Below are 16,617 nucleotides of genomic sequence, written 5' to 3'. Positions count from 1 at the left end.
CTGCCCATAGGCCGCATCTACTCGGCGATCGCCTCGCCGGAGCCGCCGAACTCGGCCGGGAAGTCCTTCAGTTTCGGCAGGCCGTCCTTCATCCGCAGTACGGTCTCGGCATAGTTGACGTGGACGCCCGGCGTGAATTCCAAGGTCGGCAGGGTCGCCGCGAACACGTCGATCAGCTTCAGGGGCGGATGATTGGTCATCAGGTGGCCGCCGCACTTGCTGCAGTACTTGCGTTCGCTCATCTCGGTCTTGGCGAAGGTCGCCACATGTTCCTCGCCCGCCGTCACCTTGACCGCCGAAGGCTCCCATAGACTGAAGGCGTTGACCGGCCCGCCGGACCACGATCGGCAGGATCGGCAGTGGCAATAGCCCATGGCTGCCGGTTGGCCCGTGACCTCGATTTTCACTGAACCGCAAAAGCACTCACCCGGGTACGACTGAGACATGCTCGGCTCCTGTCAGCTTATGCGCGACGGGCGCAAGTCTACGCCCCCCGCGTGCGCCGACCACCGACTCAGGGGCGCAAGAATTCGCTGAAACGGAACGGGAACATGCTATAGGCGGACCATGGCCGATAGCCCGGCGAGCCCGCCAGATCTGTTGCCCGCAAGGTTCGCCGCCTGGTTCGCCGAGCGCGGCTGGAGCCCGCGCGCGCACCAGCTCGACATGGTCGCCCAGGCCCGCCAGGGGCGCGACGCGCTGCTGATCGCGCCGACCGGCGGCGGCAAGACCCTGGCCGGCTTCCTACCCAGCCTGATCGAACTGGCGGAGCGCCCGCCGGCCAACGCGCCGCGCGGCATCCACACCCTCTACATCTCGCCGCTCAAGGCGCTGGCCGTCGACGTCGAGCGCAACCTGATGGCCCCGATCCTCCAGATGGGCCTGCCGATCGTCGCCGAGAGCCGCACCGGCGACACCGGCATCTCGCGCCGCCAGCGCCAGCGGGTGAAGCCGCCGGACATCCTGCTGACCACGCCCGAGCAGCTGGCGCTGTTCTGCGCCTGGGAAGGCGCGCGGCTCTATTTCGAGAGCCTGTCCTGCGTGATCCTCGACGAGATCCACACCCTGCACGGCTCCAAGCGCGGCGACCTGCTGGCGCTGGACCTGGCGCGCCTGCAGCAGTTCGCGCCGAACCTGCGCCGGGTCGGGCTGTCGGCGACGGTCGACGATCCCGACGTCATCCGCCGTTGGATGGGCTATGGCCGCTCCGCCGACACCCACGAGCAGGTCGCCCTGGTCCGCGGCCCGGCCGGCGCGGCGCCGATCGTCGACATGCTGCTGTCAGAGGGCAAGGTCCCCTGGGCCGGCCACACCGCCAAGCACGCGATGGACGAGGTCTATGACGCCATCAAGCAGGCCCGCACCGCGCTCGTCTTCGTCAACACCCGCTTCCAGGCCGAGTTCGCCTTCCAGGAGCTCTGGCGGCTGAACGACGAAAACCTCCCCATCGCCCTGCACCACGGCAGCCTGGCCGCCGAGCAGCGCCGCAAGGTGGAGGCTGCGATGGCGAGAGGCGAGCTGCGCGCCGTGGTCTGCACCTCGACCCTCGACCTCGGCATCGACTGGGGCGACGTCGACCTGGTCATCCAGCTGGCCAGCCCCAAGGGCGCCAGCCGCATGGTCCAGCGCATCGGCCGCGCCAACCACCGCCTGGACGAGCCCTCGCGCGCCCTGTTCGTGCCCGCCAACCGCTTCGAGATGCTGGAATGCCAGGCGGCCCGCGAGGCCATCGCCGAGAACCGCTTCGATGGCGAGCTGAGCCGCGTCGGCGCGCTCGACGTGCTGGCCCAGCACGTCATGGGCTGCGCCTGCTCCGAGCCCTTCGACCTCGTGGCGTTCTATGACGAGATCACCAGCGCCGGGCCCTATCGCGACCTTGCCTGGGAGGACTACGAGCAGGTCGTCGACTTCGTCTCCACCGGCGGCTACGCGCTCAAGACCTACGACCGCTTCCGCCGGATCGTGAAGACCCTCGACGGCCGCTGGACCGTGCGCAACGCCGAGACCGCCCAGCGCCACCGCCTCAACGTCGGGGCCATCGTCTCGCCGGCCATGCTGGCGGTGCGGATTTCGATGGGCCGCGGCCGCGCCGGCCGCAAGATCGGCGAGGTCGAGGAGGGCATGCTGGAAATGCTCGACCCCGGCGACACCTTCGTCTTCGCCGGCCAGGTCTGGGCCCTGGTCGCCGTCACCGGAACCGAGGTGCTGGTCAGCCCCGCCGTCAACAAGGACCCGAAGATGCCCTCCTGGGGCGGCTCGAAGTTCGCGCTCTCGACCTTCCTGGCCGGCCGCGTCCGCGAGCTGATGTTCGACCAGGAACACTGGCGGGTGCTGCCGCCGGACGTGCGCGAATGGCTCGAGGCCCAGCGCGACCTGTCGCTGATCCCGCCGGCCGAGGAGATGCTGCTGGAGACCTTCCCACGCGGGAAGCGGCACTTCCTGGTGGTCTATCCGTTCGAGGGCCGGCTGGCCCACACGACTCTGGCCATGCTGCTGACCCGGCGCCTGGAGCGCCTGGGCGCCGCCCCGCTCGGCTTTGTCTGCAACGACTACGCGATGGCTATCTGGGCGCTGAAGCCGATGGACGGCCTCGATTTCGACGAGCTGTTCGGCGAGGACATGCTCGGCGACGACCTGGAGGCCTGGCTCGCCGAGAGCTTCATGATGAAGCGCGCCTTCAAGGGCTGTGCGATCATCTCGGGACTCATCGAGCGGCGCTTCCCGGGTCACGAGAAGACCGGCCGCCAAGTGACCTTTTCGACGGACCTGATCTACGACGTGCTGCGCCGCCATCAACCCGACCACCTGCTGCTGCGCTGCGCGCGCGACGACGCCGCCACCGGCATGATCGACGTCGCCCGCCTGGGCCAGATGCTGGCGCGGATCAAGGGCGCCATCCGCCATGCGCCGCTGGAGCACCTATCGCCGTTCTCGGTGCCGATCCTGCTGGAAATCGGCAAGGAGCGCTCGCCCGGCGACGCCGGCGAGCTGATCCTGGCCGAGGCCCAGGACGACCTGATCGCCGAGGCGATGTCGTGAGCGCGCTCGCCGCTCCCGCCCCCTACGCCTTCGGCGCCAGTCCTTGCGGCGGCCTGCGCACCGGCCTGAACGGCGCCGCCGTGACCTTGCGGCCCAGCGGCGCGCTGTGGATCGAGGCGGCGCGGATGCTGGTGGTCGCCGACCTCCACCTGGAGAAGGGCTCGGCCTACGCCATGCGCGGCCAGATGCTGCCGCCCTACGACACCCGCGACACCCTGCGCCGGCTTCAGGCCGAGGTGGTCGCCGCCCAGCCGGACGCCGTCGTGCTGCTCGGCGACACCTTCCACGACCGCGCTTCGGAGGACCGCCTGGCGCGCGACGACGCCGAGGGCCTGCGGGCGCTTTCAGGCCTGACCCGGCTCATCTGGGTGGTCGGCAACCACGACGCCGACGGCCCCCGCCACCTGCCGGGCGAAGTCGCCGACGAGATCGGCGTCGAAAGCCTGGTCCTCCGGCACGAGCCGACCGCCGGCCGCCAGGACGGCGAGGTCGCCGGCCACCTGCACCCCTGCGCCCGCGTCGTCGCCTCGCGCGGCAGCGTCCGGCGGCGCTGCTTCGTCACCGACGGGGCGCGCATGGTGGTGCCGGCCTTCGGCGCCTATGCCGGCGGCCTCAGCATCCGCGACGACGCGTTCTCGGGATTGTTCTCGCGGCCGCCGCTCTGCGGGGCGCTGGGGGCCGGACGGGTGCACGCCGTGGGCTGGCGGTCCGTCGCCGGCGACTGAGTTCGCAAGATGATCGAAGTTCGATTTCGATCAGGGCTACATCCGCATCGCCTGTTCGAGCGCCAGGGCCAGCGACAGGCAGGCGCCGAGCGTCAGGGTGGTCATCAGCCGCGGGAACCGCGCCGGCACGTCGGGCGCGGCGTGGTCGTACAGCCACTGCAGGATGAACGCGGCCAGGAAGCCGCACAGCAGCCAGGCGGTCTCCACCGAGCCGCGCGCGAAGATCAGCGTCCAGGCCACCGTCGGCGACACCACCGAGGTCGCCAGCCGCGTCCAGCGCGGGCTGGCGCGGCCGCTCTCCAGGCCCCAGCGGATGCCCCCCAGGAACCCCAGCACGATCGCCGACCAGGTCAGCAGCACCGTCAGCGCCGGCCCGCTCATGTCGGCGTCGCCATAGACATAGGTCAGGGCCGAGATCGGGAACGGCGCCAGCCCGAACAGCGCGATCACCCAGAGGGGACGCGGCGCGGCGGTCTCGGCGTGCACGTGGCCGTCGGTTTCCAAGCGTCAGTTCCTCCGGAAGGCCGCCGAGGCGGCCCAGCCCGCGGCCAGCGCGATCGCCACCGAAGCCAGACCGTACGACCATGGCCTTTGATGGGCGAACAGGTAAAGCGCCCGCTCGACGCCGGCCTTCTCGACGGTCAGGCCGCGGGTGCGGTTCGACACCGGCTGGCCGTCCTGGAATAGGTAGATGTCAGCGGAATAGACCCCGATCGGCGCCCCGGTCGGCAGGTCGATCTCGGCTTTGAACAGTCCCTTGTCGACGAAGCTGACCCCGCGGGAGTCGGCGGCGTAGAGGCCGCTCGCCTCCTTCAGCCGCACCACCGCGCGGCGCCAGTCGAGATAGTCGGCCCCCAGGCCGCTCACCACCACGTCGCGCACGCCGTAGCGGCTCTCAGTGCGCTGCTCCATCGGCGCGTTGATCCGCAGGTGGTCGATCCCCGCCCCCAGTCGCCGCAGGGTGCTGAAGTTGGCGATCTCGTCCAGCGGGCGGGTCGAGGCGGCCATGTAGAAGCCCGGCGCGCCCTCGAACACCACCGGCCGGGAATTGACCCAGATCCCGGCGACACGGGTCTTGCGCGCCATGCGCACCGGCGCCTCCGGGCCGCGGACGATGACCACCACGTCGCTGGCCTTCTGGGCCGGATCGAGCACGGCTCCGTACAGAACGATGCGCGCGCCCCGGAAGCTGGAGGTCACCCGCACATTGGTGGTGGTCAGCGCGGCCGACACGGCGGCCGGCGGCGTCGGGGGCGGGGCTGCGTCGAGCGCCATCAGCCGTTCCCCGCCATCAGCACGAAGGGCTCGGACGGCGTGAAGAACAGGCCCAGTCCCATCCGCAGGCCGACGGCCAGGACGATCAGCGCCAGCAGCGCCCGCAGTTCCTCGGCCCGGAACCGCGACGAGGCCCGCGCGCCGACCTGGGCGCCCAGCACGCCGCCGACCAGCAGCAGGGTCGCCAGCACGACGTCGACGGTCTGGTTGCGCCCGGCCTGCAGCACGCTGGTCAGCGAGGTGGTGATGATGATCTGGAACAGGCTGGTGCCGACCACCACGCCGGCCGGCATCCGCAGGATGTAGACCATCGCCGGAACCAGCACGAAGCCGCCGCCGACGCCCATGATCGCCGACAGGATGCCGACGAACACGCCCAGCAGGATCGGCGGGATGACGCTGATGTAGAGCCGCGAGCGGGGGAACCGGACCTTGAACGGCAACCCGTAGAGCCAGGGCGGCCGCCGGTCCTTGCGCGGCTTGGGCGCATCCCCGCGACGCCGGCGCAGGATCGACCCCAGCGACTCCCAGAGCATCAGGGCCCCGATCACCCCCAGGAAGATCAGGTAGGACAGCGAAACGACAAGATCGGCCTGGCCGAGCAGGCGCAGCCAGCGGAACACCTCGACGCCGAGCAGCGAGCCGACCGCGCCGCCGGCCGCCAGCACCCCGCCCATGCGGAAATCGACCGCCTTGCGCCGGGTGTAGGAGATCACGCTGGAGGTCGACGAGGCGGCGACGTGGTTGGCCTCGCTGGCCACCGCCACCGCGGGCGGGATCCCTAGGAACACCAGCACCGGCGTCATCAGGAAGCCGCCGCCGATTCCGAACAGGCCCGAGATGAACCCCACCACCGCGCCCAGCGCGATCAGCAGGGGCGCGTTCACCGAGACTTCCGCGATGGGGAGGTAGAAATCCAAGGGCGCCCCTTACCCGGCGCGCGTCACCGCGTGAAGACCTGAAGCCGCGAAAGCGTGACGGGATCGAGCGAACCGGTCGCCGCCATGCCCTGATGGCGCTGATAGGCGGCGATCGCCATGGTCAGCGCCGGCGACACGGCCCCGTCGGTCGGGCCCTGGTAATAGGCCAGCCGCGAGAGCGCCCGCTGCGCGGTGGCGACGTCGTTGTTCGACACCGTCGCCATCGTGCCGGTCGAGCTGTTCGGCGCCACCGGACGGAACCCCTGCGCGGAGCGCTCCGAGACGGCGCGCGCCTCGGCCGACAGACCCGCGCGCACCCGCGCGGCGTTTTCCAGCGCCAGCTCGTCGCGGCTGCGGGCCGCGATCAGGTACCACTTGTAGGCCTCGGCGGCGTTCTGGGTGACGCCGCGGCCCTGTTCGTAGAGGACGCCGAGATTGTACTGGCTGTCGACCAGGCCAAGATCGGCGGCCTTGCGGAACCACTCGGCGGCCAGGGTCAGGTTCTTGGCGCCGCCCACGCCCTGGGCGAGCGCGATGCCCAGGTTGTGCATCGCCGCGCGATTTCCGCCCTCGGCGGCGCGTTCGGTCCAGCGACGCGCCTCGACGGGGTCCTTCTTGAGGCCCGCGCCGCCGTCCGCATAGAGCTTGGCGAGATAGAACTGCGCCGGCGAGTGGCCGAGGTTCGCGGCCTTGCGCAGCTTGTCGAGGCCGCCCGGCTCGGAGGCCTCGAGCGCGCGCAGCGCCTCGGCGTAGAGGCTGGCGACCGCCGCAGGATCTTCCACCGACGCAGCCGCCGCCGGAGCCGGAGTCCCGGGCGCGGTGAGCGGTTGCGGCGCCAGCGCCACGGCGGCGCGGACGGGGGTCGGATTCGGGGCGGTGTCGGCTTCGCCGCTGGTGATCTCGCCGGCCTGGTCGCTGGCGAACACCGCCAGGGCGTCGGCCACCCGCTGCGGCGGCGCGCCGCCGGGTTCGCCGTCGGCGACGAAGTAGCTGGCCGCGCCCAGGCTCAGGAACGCCGCGCCGCCGGCCACCAGCAGGGCGGTCTGCAGCGACGAGGACCCGACCGCCCGCTTGCGCAGGCTCAGTCCGGAGAACAGCGAACGGCCCCCCTCCTTCTCCTTGCGGGGCAGCTTCTCGATCTTGCCGCCGCCCTTGCGCTTGGCTTCGGCGGGGCTTGAGGCGGCGCGCGCGGCGGCGCGCGCCTGCTCGATGACCTCACGCGTCGACAGCGGACGGGCCGGCTCGGCGGGCTCTCCGCCATCGGCCGGTGTCGAGGCTTCAGCGACCTCGTCGACTTCGGGGGTCGGCTCGGACGCGGCCGGCGACATCCAGGCCGCGGCCGCGAACGGGTCGGCGTTCGATTGCGGCTCGGGAAGTTGGACTTCCGACGTCTCGGCCACCGCCTCGATCTCGGGCTCGGGCTCGGGCTCAGGCTCGATCGCGGACTCGCTTTCGGTCTCGATCTCGGCCTCGACCGGCGTTGCGGCGGCTTCCTCGATCGGATCGAAGCCGTCGGCCGCCTCGAAATCGACCGCGTCGAACACGGGCGCGTTGGTGGTCTGCGGGAACTCGGAGGCGACAGGTGCTGCGGCGAGGTCCTCGGCGGCCTCGGCGTCGGCGTCGCGCGCCGCTTCGCCGAACGCGCCGGCGGGCAGATCGGGGGCCGCGAACGCCTGCAGCGCCAGGCCTTCCGGCCGGACGGCCGCAACCGGGCCGAGCTCGCGGAACGGATCGTGGTCGAACGGGGTCGCCGCCGGTTCCTCGCGGGTCAGCCGCGGCGCAGCCGGCGCGGCGGCGGCCAGGGCCTGCTCGCTGATCCGGCGATGCGACTCGGCCAGGCTGCGGTCGATCTTCTCGCGCGCCTCGTCGAGCAGGCGCGCCGTGCGCTCCTCGCTCTGGCGGATGCGGTCGGCGAGGTCCTCGGCCGAACGCTCCTGGCGCTGGCTGATCCGTTCGCTGACGCGGGCGACCTGTTCGCCGACGTCGTCGATGGCCTGGGCGGCGCGGCGCTCGGAGCTGCCGATGCGTTCCGTCAGGCGGTCGGTGATGCGGCCGATCTCCGCGCCCAGCTTCTCAAGCGCCTCGGCGTGCGCGCCCTCGGAGCGCCCGAGCCGTTGCTCCATCGCCTGGGCGATGCGGGCGACTTCGCCGCCGACCTGTTCGATCGCATCGGCGCTGCGGTGTTCGGCGGCCTGAACCTGGCGGTTCAGCGTATCGGCCACGGACAGGACTTCGCGGCCCATCCGCTCGATGGCCTCGCCCGAGGCTTGCTCGGACTTGCGCACCGTCTCGGCCATCTCGCCGAGCTGGCGCTCCATGCGGTCGAAGCGGCCGGCGCCAACGTCCTGCAGGCCCTTGGCGATCTCGCCGCGCACGTCTTCGACGCGGCGCGACAGGGTCGCGGCCAGCGCCTCGATCCGGCGCTCGACCTCGGGACCGACGGCCTTTTCGGCCACGCCCATGCGGCTGTCGAGATTGGCGAAAGCCTGGCCCAGATTGACCAGCGCCTCCGACGTCCGCGTCTCGGCGTCGGTCAGACGCGCATCGACGCGATCGACCACTTCCTCGAGCAGGCTGGCCGGATCGCCGCCGCCGGAGGCGAAGATCTGGTCGATCCGCTGCTCCATGGCCTGGAGGCTGTCGCGAGTGCGGCCTTCGCCTTCGTAAAGATGATTGGCGACCTTGCCGAGCGCGGTCTCCAGCGAGCGCAGGGCCTCGGCCGACCGCGGGCCGGCGGCCTCCGCCTCGACCCGACGCAGGCGTTCGGCCAGGCGGGTGTTCTCGGCGCGCGCCTCTTGTACGGCGCCCTCGAAGCGGGCGGCGACGGCCACCGCATCGCGTTCGGCCGCCTCGATGCGGGCCATGGCTTCGCGCAGCACGTTCTCGGCGGCGATGGATTCCGGGGTCAGGCGCGGCGGCTCGGCGCGATCGAACTTTCCGCTCAAGCGGTCGAGCGCCATCGCCACGCGGCCCATTTCGTCGCCAGGATGCTGTAACGCCTCATAACGGCCGGGCGGCGGCTCCACAACCGCCACCGGCGCGGCGTCCGGCGCACGCGAGGTCTCGAAGTAGGCGCGGTCGGAACGTGCAGGACGTTCCTCGAAATAGGATTGCGAGGTGATTTCCTCGGGCGCGTCATCCTCGAGGATCATGCGGTTCAACCATTCGCCGAGGGTCATGCCGGACCGGCGCGCGAGGTCCTTCGCGACCTCCCTCGCCTTAGGGTCGATCCCCTTGACGCTCCAGGGCGCACCCGACGTCATATCGAATCGTTCTCCCAGCCCATTCTGGACGCTACCACCGATCCCTGGTGTGTAAACGGAAGGTTAACACTAGATATTGGGCCAGCCGTGAAAGTCTGTGGATGGCGCCGGGACCCCTAGGGAAAACAAGCCTCAACGTGGTTAAGAGGCCGTTAAGGCTTAGCGACGGGTTCACCTTTGCACCCGCCATCGGCCTGCTGTAGGCGCACGAAAATGGATCTGAACGTCACCCTCGCGCTTTGCGGCGCCCTGCTCGCGCTCGCCGCCTTCGCCGGCTGGCGCGGCTCCAAGCCGTTCGACCCCATCAAGGGCCCACGGCTGGTGCCGTGGCGCTTCATCATGGTGACCGCCAGCGCGTTTGCGCTGTTCATGATCGTCCACGCTGTGAATCTGCTTGGGGTGACGACGGGCCGCCGCTAGGCGACCGCGCGTCACGCCGCGGTGGGCAGCCCGGTCGCCTCCTCGGCCTTCTTCGGCCGCTTGGCGAGGCCCGCGACCCCGCCCGACGTCAGCAGGCCCATATCGGCCAGCAGCAGCGGGATCGCCCACTTGTTCGGCGCCGCCATATAGCGCGGCCGCCAAACCGGATCGTACTTGCCCTTGTACGCTCGGACGCCCTGAAAATTGTAGATCTCTTCGCCGCGCTCGAAGATCAGCGCCCCGACCCGCGAGAGCACCGGCGCCAGCGGCCGGTCGTCCAGCCCCGACAGCGGGGCCATGCCGAACTCGATCGCCTGATAGCCCTCGCGCCGCCCCCACTCGATCAGCTCGACGAACAGGTAGTCCATGATCCGCCGGGGGCCTTCCTCGATGTAGCGCATCAGGTCCATCGAGAAGGCGGTCTTGTTGGCGGTGATCCAGAGCGTCGCGAAGGCGATGATCTTGCCCTCGAAGCGCACGACGCCGACCGGGAACTCGGCCACGTAGGACGGATAGAAGCCGCCCATCGAGAAGCTCTTGTCGCCGCCGGCGTGGTGCACCAGCCAGGCGTCGGAGATCGCCTGCAGCTGCGGCATGATCTCGTTCACCCGCTCGGGCGGCACGACCTCGAAGGTGGCGCCGGCCTCTCCCGCCTGGCGCCAGGCGCGCCGCAGGTTGCCGCGCTTGGTGCCCTCGATGGTGAAGGTGTCCAGCGCCACGGCGGCGCTCTCCCCGACCTTGGCGATCGCAAAGCCCAGCTCGACCACGTCGGGCAGATCTTCGGCGTCCAGGCCATAGAAGCCTGGGCGCGCGGCATGGGCGTCGGCCAGCTCGCGGAAGCGCCAGAGCAGATCCATGCACTCGTCCCGGCGCCCGACCGGCGCGCCCAGGGAAATCCAGGACCGGCCGCGGACGCCGAACATCAGGAAGCTCTCGCCCGACGGTGAGAACAGGAACCGCTTGTCGCCGAGCATCGCCAGATTGGAGCCGGGCTCGGCCTCCTCGGCCTTGGCCAGGATGGCGCGCACGCGTGCCAGCTCAGGATCGTCCTCGCCGACCACCTTGGGCGTCGCGGCCGAGGCGAACAGCCGCCAGACCCCGAAGGCCAGCAGCAGGATCGCCGCCCCGACCCAGCCGCGGATGGCCCGCGCCGCATCGGCGTCGGCCATCACCACCCAGAACGGCTTGTCGCCGTAGTCGGCATGCTGAAACGACCAAAGACCCAGCAGCCCGGCGCCGACCATCACCGCAAAGGCCGAGATCAGCCAGCCCGGCGTGACCTCCATGCTGAGCAGCCGCGCCTTGCGCGGGAACGCGCCGTGGAACGGCAGCAGCGCCGCGGCGAACAGCGCCAGCGCCAGCGCTTCCTCCCAGGCGAAGGCCTTCAGCAGCGCCAGCGGACTGGCGAGGATCAGGGTGAACAGCGTCGCCCACCAGGCGCCGTCGAGTCTGGCCCGCAGTCCGAAGGCCAGCAGCACCAGCACCAGGCCGAGGATGCTGGACAGGAAGTGGCTGACTTCGATCAGCACCACGGGGCTGATCTCGTAGATCTGGAAGAACCGGTCAGGGATGGTGGGCGTCGCGCCCGAGGCGAGGAGCATGATCCCGGCCAGCAGGGCCAGGATGGCCGCTGTTGACGGCGCCGCGGCGAAGGCCGCCGGCTTCAGTTCGCGCCAAAACCTCATCCGCCCTCCAAATGGCCGCCCCTGGCGCCCGTATATATCGTGATTTGCCGCCTGGGCAGGGGCGCCCGGTTCAGTCAAACAAGCGTTTCGTTCCGCTTGCTCTTGCAACGCCCGGCGCTAATGTGCCCGCGCGTAAAGCGTTTCCGTTTGCGGGAGGAACTCATGGCCGACTTTGGCGGCGGCGATCTCGACGCGTTCCGCGGCGAGGTGAAAGCCTGGCTCGAAGCCAACTACCCTCCCGAACTGCGCGATCCGAACGCCAAGACCGACTATGAGGCGGTCTGGGGCGGCCGAGCCTTCGCCGGCTCCAGCGACCCGCAGATCGTCTGGATGCAGCGCATGGCGCAGCAGGGCTGGACCGCGCCGACCTGGCCGAAGGCCTACGGTGGCGGCGGCCTGTCGCCGCAGGAGGCCCGCATCCTCGACCAGGAGCTCAGCGCCGGCCGCTACCGTCAGCCGCTGGCCTCGTTCGGGATCTGGATGCTCGGCCCCGTCCTGCTCGAATACGGGACCGAGGAGCAGAAGCAGGAGTACCTGCCCAAGATCGTCCGCGGCGAGATCCGCTGGTGCCAGGGCTACTCCGAGCCGGGCGCCGGCTCCGACCTCGCCGGCCTGCAGACCCGCTGCGAGGACAAGGGCGACCACTGGCTGATCAACGGTCAAAAGGTGTGGACGTCCTACGCCAACAAGGCCGACTGGTGCTTCTGCCTGGTCCGTACCGATACTTCGAAAAAGCACGAAGGAATCTCCTTCGTCCTTATTGATATGAAGACCCCCGGCGTCGAGACCCGGCCTATCCAGCTGATCTCGGGCGAGAGCCCGTTCTGCGAGACCTTCTTCACCGACGTGAAGCTCCCGAAGGCCGCGCTGGTCGGCAAGGTCAACGGCGGCTGGGAGATCGCCAAGCGGCTGCTGCAGTACGAGCGCCAGAACATCTCCGGCGGCTTCGGCGGCGGCGGCGGCGCGGGCGGCGCGGCCGGCGACCTGGCCCAGATCGCCAAGACCTATGTCGGCGCCGACGCCGACGGCGTGCTGGCCGACGCCGACCTGCGCACCCGGATCACCAAGAACAAGATGGACTTCGACTGCTTCTACAAGACCATCGCCCGCGTGGCGGCGGAGTCGAAGGCCTCGAACGGCCCCAGCGCCGCCACCTCGATCATCAAGTACGCCGCGGCGACCTTCGCCCAGGAGCGTTCGGAACTGATGGTCGAGGCCATGGGCGCGCAGGGCCTGGGCTGGGACGGCGAGGCCTACACCCCGCTGGAACTGACCGCGACCCACGGCTGGCTGCGCTCGAAGGGCAACTCCATCGAGGGCGGCACCTCCGAGGTGAACCTCAACGTGGTGTCCAAGCGGGTTCTCGGCCTGCCCGACCCCAAGTAAGTGTGAACGACGGCGCCCTGTTCTTCGGGCTCTGTCCTTGATTTGATCGACCGGATTTCGAAAGGCGAGATTTCCCATGGCTGACTTCGGCGGCGACGACCTGCAGGCCTTCCGCGAAGAGGCGGCGAGCTGGCTCGAGGCGAACTTCCCCAAGGCTCTGGCCGCCGATCCGGCCGCCCAGACCGCCAAGGCCAGCGGCGGCGTCGAGTCGCCGGACGCGCAGGCCTGGCGCAAGGCCATGGGCGCCAAGGGCTGGGGCGTTCCGACCTGGCCGGCCGAGCACGGCGCCGGCGGCCTGAGCCGCCAGCAGGCCCGCGTGCTGCACGAGGAAATGGCCAAGGTCGGCGCCCGCAACCCGATCGGCGGCATGGGCGTGATGATGTTCGGCCCGACCCTGATCGAATACGGCACCGAGGAACTGAAGCGCCAGCACCTGCCGGGCATCATCAACGGCGACGTCCGCTGGTGCCAGGGCTACTCCGAGCCGGGCTCGGGCTCCGACCTCGCCAGCCTGCAGACCCGCGCCGAGGACAAGGGCGACCACTACCTCGTTAACGGCTCGAAGATTTGGACAAGCGGCGCGAACACCGCCGACTGGTGCTTCTGCCTGGTGCGGACGGATACGTCGAAGAAGCATGAGGGCATCTCGTTCCTGCTGATCGACATGACCTCGCCCGGCGTCGAGGTCCGGCCGATCCTGCTGATCAACGGCACCTCGCCGTTCTGCGAGACCTTCTTCACCGACGTGGTCGTGCCCAAGAACCAGCTGTTCGGCCCGCTGAACGGCGGCTGGACGGTGGCCAAGCGGCTGCTGCAGTTCGAGCGCGACAACATCTCGGCCGGCCTCGGCGGCGGCTCGATCGGCGCGCCGGTCAACGCCCTGACCGTCAAGAGCGCGGCGACCAAGTACGTCGGCCTCGACGACACCGGCCGCCTGGCCGACAGCGACCTGCGCAAGCGCATCACCGAACACCTGATGGAGGTGCAGACCTTCCAGCAGACCGTCCGCCGCGCCGCCGACGAAGCCAAGGCCGGCAACGGCCCGTCGGCCGCCACCTCGATCATGAAGTACATGGGCGCCAAGGTGGCCATGGACCGCAACGAACTGATCGTCGAAGCCCTGGGCACAGCCGGCGGCGGCTGGGGCGGCGAAGGCTACGAAGACCCCGAGCTGGCGGCCGTCCGCACCTGGCTGCGCTCGAAGGGCAACTCGATCGAAGGCGGCACTTCGGAGATCAATCTGAACGTCGTTTCGAAACGAGTGCTGGGCCTTCCCGATCCCAAGTGATTTCATAGACCCGCCCGGAAACGGGAGCGCGAACTATAATCGTCGCTAAGATAATGATTATTAGGGAGAATTTTCATGGCTGACTTTGGCGGCCCCGATTTGGAAGCCTTCCGCGCCGAAGCCAAGGAGTGGCTCGAGGCGAATTTTCCGAAGTCCTTGGGCAAAGACGTGGCGGCTCAGACCGCCGCGATGATGAGCCCCGAAGCCCCCACCGGCGACCAGGCGGTCTGGAAAGAACGCATGGGCGCCAAGGGCTGGGGCGTCCCGACCTGGCCGAAGGCCTATGGCGGCGGTGGGCTCAGCGGCCCTGAAGCCCGGGTCCTGGCCCAGGAGATGGCCAAGATCGGCGCGGTGAACCCGATCGGCGGCATGGGCGTGGGCATGTTCGGCCCGACCCTGCTGGAATACGGCACCGAAGAACAAAAGCAGAAGTATATCCCCGACATCGTCACCGGTAAGATCCGCTGGTGCCAAGGTTTCAGCGAGCCCGGCGCCGGTTCAGACCTGGCCTCCCTGCAGACCAAGGCAGAAGACAAGGGCGATCACTGGATCGTCAATGGCTCGAAGATCTGGACCAGCGGCGGCCAATACGCCGACAAGATCTTCTGTCTTGTTCGGACGGACCAGACCCGCAAGCATGAAGGCATCTCGTTTGTTGTCTTCGATATGCACCAGCCGGGCGTCGAAGTCCGCCCGATCCGCCTGATCGCCGGCAACTCGCCGTTCTGCGAGACCTTCTTCACCGACGTGAAGGTGCCGAAGGAAAACCTGGTCGGGCCGCTGCACGGCGGCTGGACGGTGGCCAAGCGCCTGCTGCAGCACGAGCGCAGCGGCATGAACGGCGGGCGCGCCGGCGGCGGCTCCAGCGTCTCGCTGGGCGTGCTGGCCAAGAAGTACGTCGGCGAGGACGAACAGGGCCGCCTGGACGATCCGGACCTGCGCACCCGCATCATCCTGAACGAGATCGACCAGCGCGCCGTGGCCCAGACCGTGGTCCGCGCGGCGCTGGAGTCGAAGGGCAATTCCGGCCCGTCGGCGGCGACCTCGATCATGAAGAACGCCTTCATGAAGGCGACCCAGGACCGCGCCGAACTGACCCTCGAGGTCATGGGCCACCAGGGCCTGGGCTGGGAAGGCGACGAGTTCAGCGAGGAGGAGCGCACCGCGGTCCGCACCTGGCTGTCGGGCAAGGCCGGCTCGATCTACGGCGGCTCGAACGAAGTGCAGAGCAACATCATTTCCAAGCGTATCCTGGGACTCCCCGACCTGACGCAGAACCACTAGGGTGATCCCGAACCAGGCCGTTTGCGCCATGTCATTTCGCATGGCGCGGACGGCCGCGAGTTTTCAAACGACCTGATTTTTCTAGGAGACTATTTCAATGGCAGATTTTGGCGGCGGCGATCTCGACGCCTTCCGGACGGAAGTGCGCGGCTGGGTCGAAGCCAACTTCCCGGCGGGCCTGAAGGGCAAGCCCAACCCGATGATGCGCGAAGAGCGCAGCAACCCGAGCGCCGACCAGGAAGCCTGGCGCAAGGCGGTGGGTTCGAAGGGCTGGGGCACCCCGACCTGGCCGGCCGAATACGGCGGCGGCGGACTGTCGGCGGCCGAGGGCCGCGTGGTCATGCAGGAATTCCAGCGCGCCGGCGCCTACAACCCGATCGGTGGCATGGGCGTCATGATGTTCGGCCCGACTCTGCTTGAGTACGGCACCGAAGATCAGAAGAAAGAGCACATTCCGCCGATCTGCCGCGGCGACCTTCAGTGGTGCCAAGGTTTCTCCGAGCCGGGCGCCGGTTCTGACCTGGCCTCTCTTCAGTGCAAGGCTGAAGACAAGGGCGATCAATTCATTATCAACGGCCAAAAGATCTGGACTAGCGGCGCTCAATACGCCGACTGGTGCTTCTGCCTGGTGCGTACGGATACCTCGAAGAAGCATGAAGGCATCTCCTTCGTGCTGTTCACCATGCACCAGCCGGGCGTCGAAGTTCGCCCGATCCCGCTGATCGCCGGCAACTCGCCCTTCTGCGAAACCTTCTTCACCGACGCCGTGGCGGACAAGAAGAACCTGGTCGGCCCGCTGAACGGCGGCTGGACCATCGCCAAGCGCCTGCTGCAGCACGAGCGTTCGGGCCTGTCGGGCGCCGGCGGCGGCGGCTACGGCGCCGGCCGCGGCCTGCCGAAGCTGGCCAAGGACTATGTGGGCGTCGACGAACAAGGCCGCGTGGCCGACAGCGACCTGCGCACCCGCATCATCCTGAACGAGATCGACGGCCGCGCCTTCCAGCAGACCGCCGTGCGCGCGATGATGGAAGCCAAGGGCAATTCCGGCCCGTCGGCGGCGACCTCGATCATGAAGAACGCCGGCACCCGCTGGATGCAGGACAAGGCCGAACTGACCCTGGAAATCATGGGTCACCAGGGCCTGGGCTGGGAAGGCGACGCCTTCACCGGCGAAGAACTGGGCGCCGTGCGCTCGTGGCTCGGCGGCAAGGCCACCACGATCTATGGCGGTTCGCAGGAGGTGCAGAACAACATCATCTCCAAGCGCATCCTCGGCCTGCCGGACCTGACGCAAAACAACTAACCATCAGAACAACCACAGATATTTTCGAG

The 16,617-nt window shown here is 69.2% G+C and carries 13 protein-coding genes; 7 read left to right on the top strand and 6 right to left on the bottom strand.

The genetic code is table 11. From position 1 onward, the window contains the following. Positions 1–17: 17 nt before the first annotated feature. Complete coding sequence (locus ACSQ2H_RS04005; RefSeq protein ID WP_436060164.1) at positions 18–446, bottom strand: GFA family protein; 429 nt, start codon at positions 444–446, stop codon at positions 18–20. A gap of 121 nt (positions 447–567) precedes the next feature. Here ACSQ2H_RS04005 and ACSQ2H_RS04000 point away from each other — a divergent pair, with 121 nt between their 5' ends. Together ACSQ2H_RS04000 and pdeM are read left to right on the top strand one after the other, a co-directional pair. Then, positions 568–3,039 carry a ligase-associated DNA damage response DEXH box helicase gene (locus tag ACSQ2H_RS04000; RefSeq protein WP_436060163.1) on the top strand — a complete coding sequence of 824 codons (2,472 nt, stop codon included), beginning with the start codon at positions 568–570 and terminating at the stop codon, positions 3,037–3,039. Further along, complete coding sequence (gene pdeM / locus ACSQ2H_RS03995) at positions 3,036–3,764, top strand: ligase-associated DNA damage response endonuclease PdeM (RefSeq protein WP_436060162.1); 729 nt, start codon at positions 3,036–3,038, stop codon at positions 3,762–3,764. Before ACSQ2H_RS04000 ends, pdeM begins: the two co-directional genes overlap by 4 nt. A gap of 36 nt (positions 3,765–3,800) precedes the next feature. Here pdeM and ACSQ2H_RS03990 read toward each other — a convergent pair whose 3' ends face one another. From ACSQ2H_RS03990 to ACSQ2H_RS03975, 4 genes are read right to left on the bottom strand one after another with little or no spacing between them, the layout of a single operon-like run. Beyond that, positions 3,801–4,268, bottom strand: a complete 468-nt coding sequence (locus ACSQ2H_RS03990; RefSeq protein ID WP_436060161.1) for a DUF3429 domain-containing protein — start codon at positions 4,266–4,268, stop codon at positions 3,801–3,803. Between the two features lie 3 nt (positions 4,269–4,271). Then, positions 4,272–5,039, bottom strand: coding sequence for a TIGR02186 family protein (locus ACSQ2H_RS03985; RefSeq protein WP_436060160.1), 768 nt, complete (start codon positions 5,037–5,039; stop codon positions 4,272–4,274). Continuing rightward, a complete protein-coding gene (locus ACSQ2H_RS03980; protein ID WP_436060159.1) occupies positions 5,039–5,959 on the bottom strand; it encodes a sulfite exporter TauE/SafE family protein in 921 nt (306 codons plus the stop codon). Before ACSQ2H_RS03980 ends, ACSQ2H_RS03985 begins: the two co-directional genes overlap by 1 nt. A gap of 23 nt (positions 5,960–5,982) precedes the next feature. Further along, complete coding sequence (locus ACSQ2H_RS03975) at positions 5,983–9,222, bottom strand: peptidoglycan-binding protein (RefSeq protein ID WP_436060158.1); 3,240 nt, start codon at positions 9,220–9,222, stop codon at positions 5,983–5,985. 213 nt (positions 9,223–9,435) lie between these two features. Between ACSQ2H_RS03975 and ACSQ2H_RS03970 the strand changes: the two genes are divergently transcribed. Then, entirely contained in the window at positions 9,436–9,642 is a 207-nt protein-coding gene (locus ACSQ2H_RS03970; protein WP_436060157.1) for a hypothetical protein, read from the top strand. Between the two features lie 11 nt (positions 9,643–9,653). Here the strand turns inward: ACSQ2H_RS03970 and ACSQ2H_RS03965 are convergent, their stop codons facing one another. Beyond that, positions 9,654–11,327 (bottom strand): phosphatidylglycerol lysyltransferase domain-containing protein, encoded by a 1,674-nt coding sequence (locus ACSQ2H_RS03965; protein WP_436060156.1) that lies wholly within the window; start codon positions 11,325–11,327, stop codon positions 9,654–9,656. A 162-nt stretch (positions 11,328–11,489) separates the two neighbouring features. Between ACSQ2H_RS03965 and ACSQ2H_RS03960 the strand changes: the two genes are divergently transcribed. The 4 genes from ACSQ2H_RS03960 to ACSQ2H_RS03945 all read left to right on the top strand — a co-directional run bounded on the left by ACSQ2H_RS03960 (position 11,490) and on the right by ACSQ2H_RS03945 (position 16,588). Beyond that, the gene (locus ACSQ2H_RS03960; protein WP_436060155.1) at positions 11,490–12,713 is read left to right on the top strand and encodes an acyl-CoA dehydrogenase family protein; all 1,224 of its coding nucleotides are present in this window, start codon (positions 11,490–11,492) and stop codon (positions 12,711–12,713) included. Positions 12,714–12,789: 76 nt separating this feature from the next. After that, positions 12,790–14,001 carry an acyl-CoA dehydrogenase family protein gene (locus ACSQ2H_RS03955; protein ID WP_436060154.1) on the top strand — a complete coding sequence of 404 codons (1,212 nt, stop codon included), beginning with the start codon at positions 12,790–12,792 and terminating at the stop codon, positions 13,999–14,001. 75 nt (positions 14,002–14,076) lie between these two features. Then, positions 14,077–15,285 (top strand): acyl-CoA dehydrogenase family protein, encoded by a 1,209-nt coding sequence (locus ACSQ2H_RS03950; protein WP_436060153.1) that lies wholly within the window; start codon positions 14,077–14,079, stop codon positions 15,283–15,285. A gap of 97 nt (positions 15,286–15,382) precedes the next feature. Beyond that, a complete protein-coding gene (locus tag ACSQ2H_RS03945; protein ID WP_436060152.1) occupies positions 15,383–16,588 on the top strand; it encodes an acyl-CoA dehydrogenase family protein in 1,206 nt (401 codons plus the stop codon). The last annotated feature ends 29 nt before the right edge of the window (positions 16,589–16,617 follow it).

Origin of the sequence: Phenylobacterium sp. LjRoot97 (genome assembly GCF_964254345.1) — a bacterium.
GTDB lineage: Bacteria > Pseudomonadota > Alphaproteobacteria > Caulobacterales > Caulobacteraceae > Phenylobacterium.
The sequence above is the reverse complement of the archived record's forward strand: the minus strand, read 5'-3'. Positions and strand labels throughout refer to the sequence as shown.